Genomic DNA, 16,626 nt, shown 5'->3' with positions numbered 1-16,626 from the left:
GGAACCATCGATGGATGACGTCTCCACCGAGGGCATCTCGACGACCTTCCTGGCCGACAGTCTCCTGCGAAGTCATGGCCTTCGTGCCCGTGACTTCGCGTTCCTCGGCGGCGAATGGGACCGCAATTACCGCCTCACCACGGACGCGGGTGAGACCTACTTGGTGAAGGTGCACTTCCCGGTCCGCGACGTCGCCGAATTACATTGGCAGGAAGCCATTCTCGTACACCTAGAGGGAAAGGATCCGGGGGTCGCGGTGCCACGGATCGTGCGCGCACTCGACGGCGCGCGACACGTCGCCCTCCACGTCGGTGACGACCGCGGACTGGTGCGTGTACTCCACTGGGTGTGGGGGACGGAGCTCAGTCGCGTCGGCGAGCACTCCACGGCGCTGCTCCACCACATTGGTGCCACCGCCGCCGCCGTGTCCTCGGCGCTGGCCGGATTCACCTCACCCACCTTTCACCAGACCCACCACTGGGACTTGGCTCGCTCCGGCGACGTCATCCGCGACGCCCTCGACGCCGATCCAGTGCTGGCCGGCGAGTTCGGCGCCGAAGTCGTCCTGAGCCGCTTGGCCGCCGTGGAGCCGATCTTGGCCGCGCTGCCGCGCACCGTCGTGCACCACGACCTCAACGACAATAACGTCCTGGTGGGCACAGTCGAAGGACGACAACGGGTTTCGGGCGTCCTGGACTTCAACGACGCGCTCCACGGCATGCGCGTCGCCGAGCCCGCGATCGCCGGCGCCTACGCAATGCTGCGCAAGGACGATCCGCTGTGGGCCCTGGGTCACGTCGTTGCCGGCTATCACGCCGTCACCCGGCTCACCGACGGCGAGATCGACGCGATCTTCCCGCTGGCCACCGCACGGCTGTGCATGCAGGTGCTGACCTGGACGGTGCGCGCCCGCACCCAACCGACGGCCTACGGCGCGATGCGGATGCAGCACACCGTGCCCGCGTTGGCGCGCCTGCTCGGCGTGGCACCCGCACACGCGGCCGAACGTCTGCATGCGGCGTGCGCGGAGGCCGAAACCCGTTGCCGTACCGGCGAGAGTGAGCCGCGCTGACTTCCGCTCATCTCGACGCCGTAGTCTCTGCCCGTGACGTCGGCGCGGAGGGGCACTTCAGGTAAGGGCGTCCGCTGGCGCGAGCGAAGTCGACTCGTGCGCCAGGTGCGGCTCTGGCGCACTCGCAAGCCTCGCACGTTCCGCGAGAAGGTCCGATACAAGATGCTGCGCGACCACCGCGACATCGTCGTGACGTTCGCCGACAAGGCGGCAGTCCGAGAATACGTCGCCAAAGTGATTGGGGAACAGTATCTCCCGCGGGTATATGCGATCGTGGAGGACCCGGCGGCGTTGTACGACGTGGACCTGCCGGAGGCGTACGTCGTCAAACCGACGCACGGCAGCGGGGCGGCGATCGTCGTCTCCCACCGTGCGCCGCCCCAATCGCGTCTTCCGTCCGAACCGGGCAGCTGGGTGTACTGCCACGCGGCACCACATGTCGCGACACGGGCCGACGTGATCCGGATCGCGGACGGGTGGATGGCCCAACTCTACGGTCAGGGGCCCAACCGGGAATGGGTGTACGGCCGCGTCCCGCGCCGGGTGATCGTCGAGGAGATGCTCGCCACCGCCGACGGGTCGATACCCGACGACTACAAGTTCTTCGTCTTTCACGGCGAATGCACGTTCATACAGGTGGACTCGGGCCGCTTTGGTCGGCGGACGCAGGACTTCTTCCGACCCGACTGGACGCACGTGCCGCTGCGCGGTGGACCGCCGTGGGCCAACCCCGAGCCCCCGCGTCCGGCTCGACTGCGCGAGATGCTGGACCTGGCCGAGCGGCTCGGCGCCGACACCGACTTCGTCCGAGTCGACCTGTACGACGTAGACGGCCGCATCGTCTTCGGTGAGCTCACCAGCTTCCCCGCCGGGGGTGACAGCCCGTTCGACCCCGATTCGTTCAACGAGGTGTTCGGCCGCGCGTGGACGGTGCCCCGGCGGTACCGTTAGCGCACCCGATGACCGTCACGGAACGAGGACCGTCCATGAATCGCGACGCCACAACGGATTCCACTCTCTCGATCGAGCGCCGCACGATCGAGGTCGTGCCCGACGACGAGCGGCACGGAACTCCGCGTAGCCAATTGACCCTTTGGTTCGGCGCCAACATGCAGATCACCGCCATCGTCGACGGGGCGTTGGCAGTGGTGTTCGGGGCGGACGCCATCTGGGCGATCGTCGGCTTGCTCATCGGCAACGTGCTGGGTGGAATCGTGATGGCGCTGCACTCTGCCCAGGGCCCGCGGCTAGGTCTGCCGCAAATGATCTCCAGCCGTGCGCAATTCGGAATCTACGGTGCCGTCGTGCCGCTCGTCCTCGTCATCCTGATGTACCTGGGCTTCGCCGCGACCGGCACGGTGCTCGGTGGTCAGGCCATCGGGCACATCCTTGGTTCCGACGACGTCGCCGTCGGCATCGTCGTCTTCGGCGTCCTGACCGCGGTCGTGGCGGTGACGGGATACCGGCTGATTCACGCGGTCGGCAGAGTGGCCTCCGTCGTCGGCATCGTCGGGTTCACCTACCTGGCGATTCGCCTGTTCACCGATTACGACGTCGCATCGTTCGTTGGCGTCAAGCCGTTCGACGTCGCGACGTTCCTGCTCGCCATCTCCCTCGGCGCGGGCTGGCAATTGACCTACGGGCCCTACGTCGCGGACTACTCCCGCTATCTGCCACGCACCACCAGCGGGCGTGCCACCTTCTGGTGCACGTTGGCCGGCAGCGTCATCGGGTCGTCGTGGTCGATGACGTTCGGCGCTCTGGTTGCCGCCGTCGCCGGAGACGCCTTCCTCGACGACCAGGTCGGGTTCATTGGCTCGCTCGCCGAATCTACGCTGGTGGCGCTGTTGATCTATTTGGTGATCGTGGTGGGGAAGCTGACGGTCAACTGTCTGAACGCCTACGGCGGTTTCATGTCGATCCTGACCACGGTGACCGCGTTCAACGGTAAGACTCGAGCCTCCTCGACGGCCCGCGCGGCCTACATCGTCGGGTTCATCGCCGTGTCGGTGCTCGTTGCCCTTGGCGCCAGCGCGGACTTCCTGAGCAACTTCAAGAACTTCGTCCTCGTGCTGCTGATGGTCTTCACGCCGTGGAGCGCGATCAACCTCACTGACTACTACCTCGTCTCCCGGGAGCGGGTCGACGTTCCGGCGCTCTACGATCCGCATGGACGATACGGTGGCTGGAACGTTACGGCCCTGGTCTGCTACGTGATTGGCGTCGTGGCTCAGATCCCGTTCCTCGCCCAGACCCTCTACACCGGGCCCGTCACCGAGATGCTCGGCGGCGCCGACGTCTCCTGGATCGTGGGATTGGTCGTGACGGCCGCGATCTACTACCCCTGGGCCCGGCGTACGAGCAATCCGCCGACGACGATGATCTACCCCGACGGTCATGCGCCGGCTGAGGCCACCGCCTAGGCCGACGCGTCGAGTGCAGCCCGCACGATGGTGTCGGTGTCGATGCCGTGCAGTCGCTGCACCGCCTCGAGGTCCCCGACCTGGCCGAACGAGGTGACGCCGAGGGACCTCGACGGCACCCGGTTGACCGTGGCCAGGAACGCCAGCGTGTGTGGGTGGCCGTCGAGAACCGTGACCATGGGTGCGGCGCGGTCGGCCGGAAACACCTGGTCGAGTATCCACGAGGACGCCGACCCCAGCCCGTTACGCGACTGAACGGCTTCGAAGAGCTGACCGGCGCTGGTGACGCACACCACCTCGGCGGTCACGCCCAGATCGGCGAGTCGGGCCTCGGCCTGCAGCGCATCGGTCACCGTCGCGCCCATCGCGACGATCGTCACGGCGGGCCGCGCCTTCGGGCGCAGCGTGTACGCCCCGGCGACCACCTGACGCCGCCTCCGCTCGCGGGCCGCGGGATCGGATGGAAGGTCTGCCAACGCCTGGTGGACGGGCCGAGTGGACAGTCGCAGATAGGCCGATCGCCCGTTCGGCCTTCCCAGTTGGGACATGCAATGCAGGAGGATCCACTCGACTTCGGTGGCGAACGCCGGTTCATAGGCGACGCAGCCAGGCTGTTCGAGTCCGATCGACGGCGTCTTGATGGATTGGTGCGCACCACCTTCGGCGGCCAGCGTCACTCCCGACGGGGTGCCCACCAGGATCGACTGCCCGCCGGCGTAGATGCCGAAGGACCATGGCTCCAGGGCACGTTCCACGAAGGGGTCGTAGAGCACCCCGATCGGCAGAAGTGGTTGACCCCATTTACTCCAGGTCGCCCCCAGCTCACCGATGAGGCCAACGAGATTGGTCTCGGCGATCCCGAGCTCCATGTGCTGACCGGTTGGGCGCTCGCGCCAATGCATGATCGTCTCGGGATCGTCGTCGAACCAGTTTCGCCGCTCCGACGGCGACCACACTCCGACCTTGTTGAGCCAGCCCGCCAAGTTGGTGCTCGAGCTGACGTCCGGGCTGACGGTGACGACCCGCCGCGCCACCTCTGGCGCTTCGCGGGTGAGGTCGAGCAGGGTGCGCCCCAGGGCGGCCTGTGTGGTGGTGACGGCCTGTGGGGCGCGGCCGATCTCCACGGGTACTTGCGGCGGGTCGACCGTCGACGCGTTCGATCGAGTCAGCCGGTCGGCGGCGGCGTCGCACAGCTGGCCGGCGGGGCTGCCGGGCTCGAAGCGACCCCAGGGATCGAGTGGATCGCAGCCCAACGTGCCTGCCCACTGGTCGAATTGGTCCACGGTCAGCAGCGCCGAGTGGTTCTGCGGGTGACCCTGGGTGGGCAGTCGCCACCCCTTGATGGTGTAGGCGATGATGACGGTGGGGCGGGTGTCGTCGATGGAGGCGAAGGCCTCTCGCAGTGCGGTCAGGTCGTGTCCGCCGAGGTTGGCCGTCGCGCGGATCAACGTGGTGTCGTCGAGTTGACCGATGAGCAATTCGATTGCCGCTGCGCCGGGCCCCGAACCAGGCAGTCGGTGTCGAAGCTCCTCGGCGTTACACCGCAGCAGCCGTTGGTATTCCGGGTTCGGCATGTCGACGATGCGCTGCCGCAGATGTTCGCCACCGGGCCGTTCGAACAGACTGGCCAGCAGCGCCCCGAACTTGACGTCGACGACCTGCCAGCCGGCCGCGGCGAACATCGTCGCCAGCCGGCCCGCCGCGATGTGGGGCACCACCCGGTCAAGGGATTGCCGGTTCATGTCCACGATCCACACCACCTCGCCGAGGTCGTGGACCGTCGGGTCGAGGATGGCCTCCCAGACGGCGCCCTCGTCGAGTTCGGCATCGCCGACCAAGGAGTACTGCCGTCCGGCGCCCGTCGATTCCAGCGCGGCGTCGACGTAGCGGCGCGCGACCGCACCCCAGATCGGCGCCGTCGCGCCGATGCCCACCGAGCCGGTGGAGTAGTCGACGGGATCGGGGTCCTTCGTGCGACTGGGGTAGCTCTGCAGTCCGCCGTATTCGCGCAGGGTGGTCAGGTACTTCTCGTCCAGCGAGCCGAGCAGGTAGTTGACGGCGTGCAGGACCGGTGACGCATGCGGTTTGACCGACACTCGGTCACCGGCGCGGAGGTGCTCGAAGTACAACGACGTCATGATCGACACCATCGACGCGCACGACGCCTGATGGCCTCCGACCTTCATGCCGCTGGGGTTCGGCCGAACGTTGTTGGCGTGGTGGATGATCGCGGTGGACAACCAGAGCACGCGGTCCGCGATCTGCTCTAGGGGGTCGTCGCCGACGAACTCGGCCGGCGCCGCCGCCGTGCGGCCGTTGGTGGGCATGAGATGACACCTCGCGTAGGTCGTTCAGTGCAGAATGTTCAGTGACTCCATCATCAAGCGCACGTTCGCGCAACGCCGTGCGCCCATGATGTGCATAATGCACGGATGGCGCGGAACCGACGACCGTACGGGGGTGCAGAATGACCACTACTGCGAGGGCGGATCGCATCGACGCCCGGTTGCTCTCCGCGCTCGCCCGCAGCCCACGGCTGTCGGCAATCGCCTTGGCCGAGCGGGCCGGAATATCCCGCAACACGGTGCAGGCTCGTCTCGACAAATGGGACCAGGGTGGGGTGTTGTTGCCCTTCGATCGTCGCATCGAGCCCAGCTTCCTGGGCTTTCCGATGCGTGCCTTCGTCCGTGCGCGTGTCAAACAGCGCCTGCTCGCCCAGGTGTCGGCGGCCTTGGCCGGCATACCGGAAGTCGTCGAAGTGCTCGGGCTCAGTGGCGGTGCTGACCTGCTGATCCAGGTGGTCGCCCGCGACGCCGACGATCTCTACCGCGTGGCGGGACAAATCCTTGACGTCCCCGGGGTACGGCACACCAACACCTCGCTCGTGATGCGACAGCTGGTGGACCATCGGTTGAACCAATTGCTCGACGTCGCAGACCCCTAATGGCAACCGCAGGAATTGCGACGTGTGAACCGGGTCGGGAACCGGACTGCTTCGTGTGCCCGATCCGGTTCGGCGATCCGACGGAGCAGCAGCGCCACGCTGGTCGTCCCGATCTGATCGGATTGCTGTGAGGCACAGGTCAACCGGGGGCTGAACAGGTCCGCCCAGGGGAAGTCGTCGAAGACGCCGAGGGCGATCCTCTCCGGAGGGACTATGCCCTTGGCCTGCAAGGCCCGCATGATCCCAATCGTCATCCGGTTGTTGCCCGAGAACAGCGCGGTCGGCGGGTCGGAGAGGGCCAGCAGCGCGTTGGTGGCCGTCTGCGCCAGGGTCTCGTCGGAGAACCCCGGCTGGATCAACGTGGGGTCGACGTCGAGACCCGCCTCGGCCAGCGCCAGCCGGTAGCCCGCGATCCGCTCGTCGGTGGTCGAGCTGCCCGCCTGCCCGCACACCATGCCGATGCGCCGATGGCCGTGGTCGACCAGGTGGCGCACCACCGTCTTCGTGGCCTCGACGTTCTCGGTTCCCACGAAGTCGTAGCCGTCGACGCCATGCCCTTGGTCGAAACGGTCGACGAATACCGTTGGCACGTGCTGACTCTCGAGCAGTTTCAGTGATCGGCTGGGATCGCCCGACGGTTGCAGCAGCAGCCCGTCGACCTTGCGTTGGCACAGGTTGGACACCGCACGGAACTCCAGGTCGGCTTCGTCCCGGTGGTCGGCCAGCAACAGGGTGTATCCGTGTGCCACCGTCGACTTCTCGATCGAGGTGACGACGTCGTTGAAGTAGGGGTTCATCAGCGCGGACATCACCAGCCCGAAGGTCTGGGTGCGTCCGGTGCGCAACGACTTGGCCATCGGGTTGCCGACGTAATCCAAGGCGGCGACCGCCCGTTCGACGCGTTCGCGAGTCGGGTCGCTGACGAACCGCGTGCCGTTCAGCACATGAGACACCGTCGCAACCGACACCCCGGCCTGTCGCGCGACGTCTTTGATGGTGGACAGCGGGCCCTACTCCAATCCGGTTCGGAGCCCTCTACGCGAGGGCCGACGCCGAGGGTCGGTCGTCCCGACCCTCGGCTCGACGACTCAGAACGGGAAGTCCTTCTCGTTCTCGGGGGTCACGATGGTGGGCTGGCCCAACAGCACGGTGCCGTTCTCCCCGACGGTGAACTTACCGAGTCCGTCGACGTCGTACGAGGTTCCCTGCTTCGGCTCGATCTTGCACTGGGCGTACTGCTGGGCTGTCGCGAACGTCAACGTCCCCAGGTTCTGCACGTTCCACCACACGTCCTGGACGTTGCCGGTCTTGATGTACTGGTTGACCAACGTCACCGGCCCTAGGCCGGAGAGCTTGATCCGGCCGAGGTCACCGCTCTGGGACAACGCCTCGGCCGCGGCGGGCAGGCCGATGCCGGCGGGCACGATGATGCCCTTCAACTGCGGGTAGGCCTGCACCAGCTCCTGGGCCTTCTGGGCGTTGACGTCGGCCTTCTCCTCGCCGTAGGCCACCGTGACGAGCTTCATCTTGGCGTACTTGGGGTCCTTCGCCAGCTTGTCCTTGATGCTGGCGATCCACGCGTTCTGGTTGACCGCGGTCTGAGTGGAGGACAGGATGGCGAACTCGCCTTCACCGCCGATCATGTTGAACAGCGAGGTCAGCATCTGGTCGCCGATCAGCGCGGTGTCGGCCTGGTTGAGGAAGAACCCGCGGGATTCGGGCGCGACATCGGAATCCCACGAAATGACCTTGATGCCAGCCTGTTTGGCCTTGGCCAGCGCCGCCGATGTGCTGTTGAGATCACTGCCGGAGATCGCGATGACGTTGACGCCCTGGGAGATCAGCTGATTGACGAAGGGAATCTGCGCAGCGCCGGTCGCATCGCTTGGCGAGGTGTAGATCACCGTCGACCCGTCCTTGGCCGCAGCGGCCTCCACCGCGTTCTTGACCGTGACCATGTAGGGATCGGTGCCCAGCTTGGGAATCAGGCCGATCTTGATGGGTCCGGACACGCAGTTGCCCGAGTCCGCACCGGAGGCGCTGTTCGAGTCGGTGGACGAGGCACAACCGCTGAGCTGCAAGGCCATCAGAGCTGCTGCTCCGATCGCCACCGTGGTGACCGATTTCTTCATGCGAGTTCCCTTCATGGTCGGGCTGGCAGTCACCGGTCGTGGCGACTGCGGGATGGTTGGGGAGCGGTGCCGCGGGTCAGGCATGGACGGCGTCGACGGTCGGGTCGGGGCGCCGCTCACGCCGGGACTCGAAGTACTGCCGTGAGAGGTTGGTGACCAGCAGTGAGGCGATCAGCACGCCGCCGACGGCGATCCCCTGGGTGTATCCGCTGACGTTCAACAACTGCAACGACTTTCGCAACGCGAGGATGAGGATGCTGGCCAGTACGACACCGGTGATGCGGCCCTTGCCGCCGAGCACGCTCACCCCTGCGAGGAAGACGACGGTGATGACGTCGAGTTCCAGCCCAAGAGCGCCGTCCGGGGCGACTTGGCTGGTGATGCCCATGTTGATCATTCCGGCCAGGGCCGAGACGACACCGGAGACGACGAACAGCAGGAATCGGATGCGGGCCACGTGAATTCCGCTGTAGCGCGCGGTTTCCGGATTGCCGCCGATGGCGTAGATGCGTCTGCCCACCGTGGAGCGGTGCAGCACGACGCCGAACACCACCGCGAGGACGGCGAACGGCACGATCGCCCAGGGGATGACGAGTCCGGGGATGTTGTCGGTTCCGAGCGCGGTGAAGAAGTCGGGAAGCGGCGAGATCGGCGTACCGCCCAGCAGCACGTAGCACAGCCCGCGAAACAGGGCCAGGGTGCCAAGGGTCACCAGCAGGGCAGGCAGTCCCAGCACCGCGACGAAGAAGCCGTTGACCGCGCCGCACAGCAGGCCGGTGACCAAGGCGAACGCCACCACGGCCCAGACCGGTAGGCCCGCCTGGATGGCGAGTCCCGCCGCGACCGAGGACAGACCGGCGATGCTGGCCACGGATATGTCGATGTCGCGGACGATCACCAGCAGGGCCAGCGGCAGGGCCATCAGTGCGGCCGGGGCGAAGGTGGCCACCCCGGTGGAGATGCTGAACGGCCGGGTGAAGCCCGGCACGAGTGCCGCCGCTGCGACCAGCATCGTCACCACTAGGACGAGCAGCACGAATTCCCACGTCTTGAACTTGGACATCACGGCGTCGAGCATCAGCGCGCCCCTCGGGTGAGCCGGGTGCTGCGTCGGGAGAGCAGTGTGTCGACCAGCACGGTGAGCAGGATGGCGCCGCCGAAGAAGGCCTGCAGATAGGACGGATTGATGCGGGCGACGGTGATCGCGTTCTGAATGATGATCAGAGTGATGGTGCCGAGCAGCACCCCGAGCACGGTTCCCGCACCGCCCCGCAGGGACACCCCGCCGACCACGACCGAGGCGACCAGCGTGAGCTCCAACCCGTAGGCGAGCTGGCCGTCGACGGTCGCGAAGTGGGATGCCCACATGGCGCCGGCGAATCCGGCCAGGGTGCCCGAGATGACGAACGCGGCGAAGGTGAGGGCCCGGGTGCGGATGCCGATGAGGTCGGCGCCGGCCGGGTTGGAACCGGTGGCGTAGATGTCGCGGCCGAATCGGGTGGTCCGCAGGAACACGGCGAAGACGACGAAGAGCGCCAGACCGATCCACACCAGCATCGAGATGCCGAGGAAGCGGCCCGCCGTCCAGTCGAGCCAGCCGCGCGGCACCATGCCCGAGGAGATCTGGCGCCCACTCGAGAGGATGGCGTCGACGCCGCGGAAGATCGCCAGGGTGCCGAGGGTGACCACGATGGAGGGGACGCGGCCGTAGGCGACGATGACCCCGTTGACGGCGCCGCACACGACACCGACGCCGACGGCGATGGCGATGCCGACCACCGCCGGTACGTTCGGTAGATCGCTCATCGCCCACGCCGACGCGTAGGCCGACAGCCCGATCACCGATCCGAGGGAGAGGTCGATGTTTCGGGTCAGCATCACCACCATCTGGCCAAGGCACGCCACCCCGATGAGCGCGGTGGTCACCGCGAGGTTGCCCAGATTGGAGGCGCCCAACAGGTCGGGGTTCATGATGCCCAGCGGAAACAGAACGGCGATCATGGCGAGCAGCAGCCCGAACTCGCGACGAGCGAACACCTTTCGCCACGCCGGTCGATCGCCGCGGCTGACGCTGACCACCTCGGCCTTCTTCTCCTCCTCCTTGGACCTCAGGATCTCGAGGTCGCGTTCGGAGGTGGTGCCGATCTTGGCGTCGGAGGTCAGCAATCCGGTTGCGGCCAAGCCGATGTCGATCTGGTTGGCGCGTTCGGCGTCGAACTCCGCGGTGATCCGGCCCTGGTGCATGACGTAGATGCGGTCACACGTTCCGAGGAGTTCGGGCATGTCGGAGGAGATCATCAGGATGGCCAGTCCCTGCTGGGCCAGCTCCGCGATGATGTGGTGCACCTCGGACTTGGCCTGAATGTCGACGCCCTGGGTGGGCTCGTCGAGGATCAGGAGTCGGGGATTGGTCGCCAACCACTTGGCCAGCACGACCTTCTGCTGATTGCCGCCGGAGAGATTGCCGATGGGTTGCGCGTAGCTGGCGAACTTCAAGCGCATCCGTTGCAGTGGGCCGTCCACCAAGGCGAACTCGGCGCGCCGCCGGATCAGACCGAAGCGAGACGCCTGGTCGACCACGGGGAGCGTGGCGTTGTCGAGGATGGAGAAGTCTTCGACGATGCTCTGCCCCCGCCGGTCCTCTGACGCGTAGGCGATGCCGCGTGCCAAGGCCGACGCCGGTGAGGTGATGCGTATCGGCTGCCCGTCGAGTTCGATCTGACCCTGCGTGGGGCGGTCGATGCCGAAGACGGCGCGGGCCACCTCGGTGCGGCCGGCCCCGACGAGACCGGCCAGCCCCACGACCTCGCCGGCGCGCACGTTCAGGCTGACGTCGGAGACGTAGCCGCCGACTCCGAGCTCGCGGAGGCGCAGCACGACCTCGCCGATGGCGGCAACCCGTTCGGGGTAGATGTCGGTCAGCTCGCGGCCGACCATCAGCTCGACGATGTGGTGCTGGTCGGTGTTGGCGGTGACGAGGTCGGCGACCCAGCGACCGTCGCGCATGACGGTGACCCGGTCGGACACGGCCATGATCTCTTCGAGCCGGTGTCCGACGAAGAGCATGGCCACCCCTCGGGCCTTGAGATCTTCGATGACCGAGAAGAGCCGTTCGGTTTCGCCGATGGTCAGCGACGCGGTGGGCTCGTCGAGGATGAGGATCCGCGCGTCGAAGGCCAACGCCTTGGCGATCTCCACCAGCTGCTGCTCGGAGGTGCTGAGCAGACCGGCCGACATGTCCGGGTCCACTCGGAGGCCGAGCGTCTCCAGCCACCGGCGGGCCTCGTCGCTCATCTTGGCGTGGTCGAGAAGCCCGAACCGGCTGGTTAGCGGCCGACCGGCGTACACGTTCTCGTAGATGGGCAAGTCGGGGAACAGGCCGGGATGTTGGTGCACCACGGCGATGCCGAGTTCCTGAGCGTCGAGCGGGGTGCGCAGTGTGACGTCCTCGCCGCCGACGCGGACGACGCCGTCGGTGGGGTGGTACACGCCGCCGAGCATCTTCACGCAGGTGCTCTTGCCGGCGCCGTTCTCTCCCACCAGCGCCAGCACCTCGCCGGCCCGGATCTGCAGCGTCACGTCGCGCACGGCGTAGATCGCGTCGAATCTCTTCGAGGCGCCTACGAGTTCGGCCATCACCGGATGGGCGTCGCCCAGAACGTCGGGCGTCCCGTGTTCGTCGTGCGGTTTGACGCTCCCGGTCACTGCCCATCCTCGAGGTCGACGTTGACGCTGCCAGTGTGCTCTGCGCCACACTATTTCACACAAAAACGTTTACGCAAACGTTTTTCTGAGGGTTTAACCCGGCGATGTTCGCCGGAATCCACACCCGGGGGAGGATCTGAGCCGTGACGTCACCTGCCGACGACCTCGTCGAACCGATGCACTGGACGCGTATCCACGGCTGGTTTGGTTGGCGCGACCTCCAGGAGGAGGCCGTGGCGACCTTCCCCGAGGGCAGCACATTCGTCGAGGTCGGGTCATACCTGGGCCGGAGCCTGTGCTCGATGGCCGAAGTCGTGTCTTCTTCCAAGCGCAAGTTCACGATCGTGGGCGTCGACTACTGCCGCGGCAGCGGGCGCGAGGGCACTGCGGACAAGGACTCGCACGCCGCCGCGGTCGCCGACGGCGGTGGTACGTTCGCCGGCCAGTTGCACCGCAACGTCATCGCATGCGGTGTCGCCGACCGGGTGCATCTCGTGGTGAGTCCGTCCCCGGCGGCGGCTGCGCTCTTCGCCGACGAGTCGCTGGCCTGGGTCCACCTCGACGCGAGACACGAATACGACAGCGTCGTCGCCGACATCGACGGCTGGCTGCCCAAGGTGGCCCCGGGGGGCTGGCTGTCGGGGGACGACTACGACGAGCAGTGGTGGCCGGGAGTCGTTGCCGCAGTGCGGGATCGAGTGCCCGACGCCGTCGAGTGCTCCACTCGCCAGTGGCGCTGGGTCAAACCGTAGGCTCGCGCGTCACTGCCACCTCGTCAGTCGCTCGCTGAGCGTCGCCCGCGCACGTCGATGATGACCACGGGCGCAATCGGGACTCAACGTCAGGACGGCCCCGATGTCGACGAACGACATCGCCTCGATCTCCCGCAACACCCACGTCGCCCGCTGACGTGAGGGAAGGTCGTCGAGAGCCGCTTCCAGCGCAGACATGAAGTGTGCGTTGGACGCCGAGAGGAAGGGATCTTCGCAGCGCGCGGACGGAGTCAGTGATTCCAAGAACCCGTCGTCGACTGGCTGGGCCCGCTTGAACCTGTGGGCGTCGACGATCTTGCGTGAACAGATCGCGAAGAACCACGTTTGCACGGACGACTCGCCTCGAAAGGAGCCGAGTTGGCGCCATGCTGCGACGAAGGTGTCTTGCACGACGTCCTCCACGTCACCTGCGTCGCGCAGCATGCGTCGGGCGTATCGGTGCAGGGCTGGGCCGTGACGGAGCACCAGCGTCTCGAACGCGTCGAGGTCGCCGAGTGCGCCGGCGTCCACGAGTGCGCAGTCGTCCAGCATCGACGGCACCGTCGCATCGGCGACATCGGGTGGGGCATCCATCAAAGTGGTCATCGTCGCGCTTCCCTTGATCGCCAACGCCGCCGTCGATCGAGGGCCGTCCGTCGCTGTCATGCGTTTGTCGGCCACAATTTGCCCGGTTTGCTCAGCAGCTAAACATCACCGATCAATTGACGTAAACGGCGTATTCGTTCGTTTGGGTCATTAGCTGAGGCAAGAGAATTCCTGCCAATCAGCTGTGGCGAGACGACCGACGAGCGTGGCGAGATTCATTGGAATGGGTGGTAGCCGTACCGATGAGGTCACGCGAGCTTCATTGTCGGCCGTCGCACGACGGCGCAGGCTGTTTTCTGCGGCGGATCGCCCACCGCCGAGGCAATCGCCCGCACAGCTTCAGGAGACCGCCGTGAGCCCGACCGTCCGTACCGATTTGATCCTTTCCCACGCCCGCATCACCGCCGACGTCACCGCACCGTTCGACCACGTCGACGTCGCGGAGTGGCTGAGGACGCTTCCCACCCACGAGTATCAGCGTTGTGCACCAGGGGATCACAAGGCTGCGGGGTACACGGTGGACGACGACGGAACCCCCATGTCGATCAACGTCGAGATGATTGGCACTGGTCTGGTGGTTCAGCAGTATCGGTTCGAGACCGCCGAGCGGGACTACTGCAAGATGGTCTCGCTGTCCGACGTGTTGACGCCGTCGGGATGGACTACGACACAGGTCATTTGGGAGTTGCGGATGGAGCGGCTCGACGGCGACTCTTGCCGGTACACCAACACCGTCACCTCCCACCCAACCGAGGACTTCCTCGACTTCGTCGCCTCCCAGGGCCAAACGTTCGAGGATGCGGCGGCCGCGCGGCAGGAGGCATCGGAGCGGCACTGCCGAGTCGAGACGCCGCTGTACGCGCGGAGCATCGCCCGCCACGCAGCGGAGGCGACGACGAACTGACGGATCACCCGCCGGTTCCGGCTCCGGTCCGCCGCGACTTTCCCCGCCACCGCAGGCTCTGGTCGTTGAGACGTCGCAGCAGCGGATCGCCCTCGCGCACCACGCGTTCGGCCAGCTCCACGGCGTAGGCCAGTTGGTCGTCGTCGAGTTGGTCGAATGCCGGCCCCTTGCGTCGGTCGAGCACCTCGTACCAGCACCGGCCCACGGCGTGGTCGAGCAAGATCCGTCCGAAGCAGTGGTTCTGGGTGACGACCCATGCCCCGGCCCTGCCTAGCCGGGGGAGGTCTTCCTGCACGAGGTGTCGATATCGCCGCTTCACGGCGTCGCGGTCGTCCACCGGTGCGGTCTACCCGTCAAGTCGTGGCCGCACTCGTCGTCGGCGCTCAAACCCGAACTCCATGTGAAACAGAACACCCGCCGGTGGCATTCGGATGTGGAAGTGGTCGCCGACTACACGGGTACCAGTCACCAACGGTGACACTGACTCAGGGAGAACGCTCGTGACCACCTCTACCTCCAACCGTACCCCGGCCCGTCGCTCCGGAGGCGTCGCGGCGAAGGCGTCGCTCGTCGTCGCGCTCGTCCTGAGCGTGATCCTGGTGATCTTCGTCCTGCAAAACACCGTCCACACGAAGATCAACTTCATCGGGTGGAACTTCGATCTGGCACAAGGGGTCTCGTTGCTCGGCGCGGCCGTCGTCGGAGGCATCATCACGATGATCGTCGGTGGCGCGATCCGGCTGCGCCGGGCCGTCAAGTAAGTACGTGCACACGCTGCCGGTCACCCCGCATCAGCCCGTCATTGCAGGGTGATCGGCACGAGTGCCAGCAGACCCGGGACCACCAGGGCCAGTGCACCTGCCAACGCCAACAGCCGGCGGAACAGCGAATCCTGATACTGCACAGCGCTGTTGCCGATGATCAAGGTGCCCGCCACGTGGATGGGATTCATGACCATGAGGGCAGCGGGAACGCATACCGCCGCTGCGACCCAGAACACGACCTCGGTGTGACCGAAGGCGCCGAATGCGATGGGCATCATCAGACCGAGCACGCCGAGGGTGGAACTCTCGATGTTGCACAGCAGCGCCGTGAGGTAGGCGAGGACCAGCATCAGCAAGGCGCCGGTTCCCAAGTGGCTCAGCAGGCGACCAATCGAATCCATCGTTCCGATCTGCTGGAGCAGTCCCAGATAGGTCAACAGCCCGCACAGCAGCAGGATGGAGTTCCACGGGATCCTGGTCAGCAGGGTCCGTTCATCGGGGCGGAAGGCAACCTGCTGCAGCACGGCCAAGCACATGGCGGTCACGCCCACGTCGGTCTTGAAGCCCACGACGAGCACCACGAACCCGACCAGGCCTGCGCCTGAGCACACCATGTACGCAGCACTTGGGCGGGTGTCGTCGTCTCGCGGTTCGCCGGGGATCGGCTCGATGTGGCTACCCCGACCCCGACGCACCGCCATCGCCGCCAAGAACTGCAGTACGGCGACCACCGCGACGGCCACGGCGACGGAAACCGCCCACAGCCCCCACCCTGGGTAGGTGACGCCGGCCTTCGTGGCTGCGGCCCGCACGACGGCGCCGGTCGGATTCAGCGGCGACAACCCGGCGGTGTTGGCCCCGATGACGACAGCCAATTCCGACATCAGAAACGTGCCGCGATAGCGCGTGCTGACCTGAGCGACCATCGGCACCAGGAACGCGATCACGGCCGTGGAGAACGCGCCGGCGCTAGAAAGTGCAGTGGCGATGACGAATCCAGCCCACGGCAACAGGAGACGCCGATCGCCGACGGCCCGGTACACCCGGTCGACGAACCAGCCCAGTGCGCCGCTGCGGTCGAGGTGGGCGAAGAGCAACGACACCCCGGCGATGAGGACGAACAGATCACCGGGAAACGCGCTGTACATGGACTTGGCAGGCAGGCCCGACAACGCGAGAACCGGAAGCGCAGCCCCAAGAGCCAAGGCGCCGATGTTCATCCGCCGCCCCACGGCGAGGACGAGGACGACGACCAGGAGCGCGATCGCCACCCCTTGGGCCAGGGTCACCGTGGTCACGCTATCGGATGCCAGGGCCCGCGAGG

The 16,626-nt window shown here is 66.5% G+C and carries 15 protein-coding genes; 7 read left to right on the top strand and 8 right to left on the bottom strand.

All coding sequences use genetic code 11. From position 1 onward, the window contains the following. The first annotated feature begins 10 nt into the window (after positions 1–10). Genes H7K45_RS07995 through H7K45_RS07985 form a run of 3 tightly spaced genes read left to right on the top strand, consistent with a single transcriptional unit; the run spans position 11 to position 3,495 of the window. Positions 11–1,072, top strand: a complete 1,062-nt coding sequence (locus H7K45_RS07995; RefSeq protein ID WP_263995252.1) for a phosphotransferase — start codon at positions 11–13, stop codon at positions 1,070–1,072. Positions 1,073–1,105: 33 nt separating this feature from the next. Continuing rightward, positions 1,106–2,023 (top strand): ATP-grasp fold amidoligase family protein, encoded by a 918-nt coding sequence (locus H7K45_RS07990; protein WP_263995251.1) that lies wholly within the window; start codon positions 1,106–1,108, stop codon positions 2,021–2,023. A gap of 35 nt (positions 2,024–2,058) precedes the next feature. Then, the gene (locus H7K45_RS07985) at positions 2,059–3,495 is read left to right on the top strand and encodes a purine-cytosine permease family protein (protein WP_263995250.1); all 1,437 of its coding nucleotides are present in this window, start codon (positions 2,059–2,061) and stop codon (positions 3,493–3,495) included. Here the strand turns inward: H7K45_RS07985 and H7K45_RS07980 are convergent. After that, on the bottom strand, positions 3,492–5,822 hold the full coding sequence (locus H7K45_RS07980; protein WP_263995249.1) for a thiamine pyrophosphate-binding protein: 2,331 nt from the start codon (positions 5,820–5,822) through the stop codon (positions 3,492–3,494). The two genes, H7K45_RS07985 and H7K45_RS07980, sit on opposite strands and share 4 nt — an antisense overlap. Positions 5,823–5,962: 140 nt before the next feature. Between H7K45_RS07980 and H7K45_RS07975 the strand changes: the two genes are divergently transcribed. Continuing rightward, complete coding sequence (locus H7K45_RS07975; protein ID WP_263995248.1) at positions 5,963–6,439, top strand: Lrp/AsnC family transcriptional regulator; 477 nt, start codon at positions 5,963–5,965, stop codon at positions 6,437–6,439. Here H7K45_RS07975 and H7K45_RS07970 read toward each other — a convergent pair. The 4 genes from H7K45_RS07970 to H7K45_RS07955 form a co-directional block, all read right to left on the bottom strand. Then, complete coding sequence (locus H7K45_RS07970; protein ID WP_263995644.1) at positions 6,436–7,434, bottom strand: LacI family DNA-binding transcriptional regulator; 999 nt, start codon at positions 7,432–7,434, stop codon at positions 6,436–6,438. The genes H7K45_RS07975 and H7K45_RS07970 overlap by 4 nt on opposite strands. Before the next feature lie 93 nt (positions 7,435–7,527). Then, positions 7,528–8,571: a substrate-binding domain-containing protein gene (locus H7K45_RS07965; RefSeq protein ID WP_263995247.1), complete on the bottom strand. Its 1,044-nt coding sequence runs from the start codon at positions 8,569–8,571 to the stop codon at positions 7,528–7,530. Positions 8,572–8,647: 76 nt separating this feature from the next. Then, a complete protein-coding gene (locus H7K45_RS07960) occupies positions 8,648–9,649 on the bottom strand; it encodes an ABC transporter permease (RefSeq protein ID WP_263995246.1) in 1,002 nt (333 codons plus the stop codon). Next, the gene (locus H7K45_RS07955; protein ID WP_263995245.1) at positions 9,649–12,276 is read right to left on the bottom strand and encodes an ATP-binding cassette domain-containing protein; all 2,628 of its coding nucleotides are present in this window, start codon (positions 12,274–12,276) and stop codon (positions 9,649–9,651) included. The genes H7K45_RS07960 and H7K45_RS07955 overlap by 1 nt, the downstream gene beginning before the upstream one ends. Before the next feature lie 143 nt (positions 12,277–12,419). Here H7K45_RS07955 and H7K45_RS07950 point away from each other — a divergent pair, with 143 nt between their 5' ends. Beyond that, complete coding sequence (locus tag H7K45_RS07950; RefSeq protein ID WP_263995244.1) at positions 12,420–13,028, top strand: class I SAM-dependent methyltransferase; 609 nt, start codon at positions 12,420–12,422, stop codon at positions 13,026–13,028. A 9-nt stretch (positions 13,029–13,037) separates the two neighbouring features. On the opposite strand, the gene H7K45_RS07945 is transcribed toward H7K45_RS07950, so the two are convergent. Continuing rightward, positions 13,038–13,634, bottom strand: coding sequence for an RNA polymerase sigma factor (locus H7K45_RS07945; RefSeq protein ID WP_263995243.1), 597 nt, complete (start codon positions 13,632–13,634; stop codon positions 13,038–13,040). 352 nt (positions 13,635–13,986) lie between these two features. On the opposite strand from H7K45_RS07945, the gene H7K45_RS07940 reads away from it, so the two are divergent. Then, entirely contained in the window at positions 13,987–14,538 is a 552-nt protein-coding gene (locus H7K45_RS07940) for a hypothetical protein (RefSeq protein ID WP_263995242.1), read from the top strand. Positions 14,539–14,542: 4 nt separating this feature from the next. On the opposite strand, the gene H7K45_RS07935 is transcribed toward H7K45_RS07940, so the two are convergent. Further along, positions 14,543–14,875, bottom strand: coding sequence for a hypothetical protein (locus H7K45_RS07935; protein WP_263995241.1), 333 nt, complete (start codon positions 14,873–14,875; stop codon positions 14,543–14,545). 163 nt (positions 14,876–15,038) lie between these two features. On the opposite strand from H7K45_RS07935, the gene H7K45_RS07930 reads away from it, so the two are divergent. Then, entirely contained in the window at positions 15,039–15,299 is a 261-nt protein-coding gene (locus H7K45_RS07930) for a LapA family protein (RefSeq protein ID WP_263995240.1), read from the top strand. A gap of 38 nt (positions 15,300–15,337) precedes the next feature. On the opposite strand, the gene H7K45_RS07925 is transcribed toward H7K45_RS07930, so the two are convergent. Beyond that, positions 15,338–16,591, bottom strand: coding sequence for an SLC13 family permease (locus H7K45_RS07925; protein ID WP_263995643.1), 1,254 nt, complete (start codon positions 16,589–16,591; stop codon positions 15,338–15,340). Positions 16,592–16,626 lie beyond the last annotated feature (35 nt).

Origin of the sequence: Mycobacterium yunnanensis (assembly GCF_025823185.1) — a bacterium.
In the GTDB taxonomy this organism is placed as follows: Bacteria; Actinomycetota; Actinomycetes; order Mycobacteriales; family Mycobacteriaceae; genus Mycobacterium; species Mycobacterium yunnanensis.
This window is presented reverse-complemented; position numbering and strand designations above follow the sequence as displayed.

Coding starts and splice junctions, on each gene's coding strand:
- H7K45_RS07995 (WP_263995252.1), top strand. CDS start 11: ATGGATGACGTCTCCACCGAGGGCATCTCGACGACCTTCCTGGCCGAC.
- H7K45_RS07985 (WP_263995250.1), top strand. CDS start 2,059: ATGAATCGCGACGCCACAACGGATTCCACTCTCTCGATCGAGCGCCGC.
- H7K45_RS07980 (WP_263995249.1), bottom strand. CDS start 5,822: ATGCCCACCAACGGCCGCACGGCGGCGGCGCCGGCCGAGTTCGTCGGC.
- H7K45_RS07975 (WP_263995248.1), top strand. CDS start 5,963: ATGACCACTACTGCGAGGGCGGATCGCATCGACGCCCGGTTGCTCTCC.
- H7K45_RS07965 (WP_263995247.1), bottom strand. CDS start 8,571: ATGAAGAAATCGGTCACCACGGTGGCGATCGGAGCAGCAGCTCTGATG.
- H7K45_RS07960 (WP_263995246.1), bottom strand. CDS start 9,649: ATGCTCGACGCCGTGATGTCCAAGTTCAAGACGTGGGAATTCGTGCTG.
- H7K45_RS07945 (WP_263995243.1), bottom strand. CDS start 13,634: ATGACCACTTTGATGGATGCCCCACCCGATGTCGCCGATGCGACGGTG.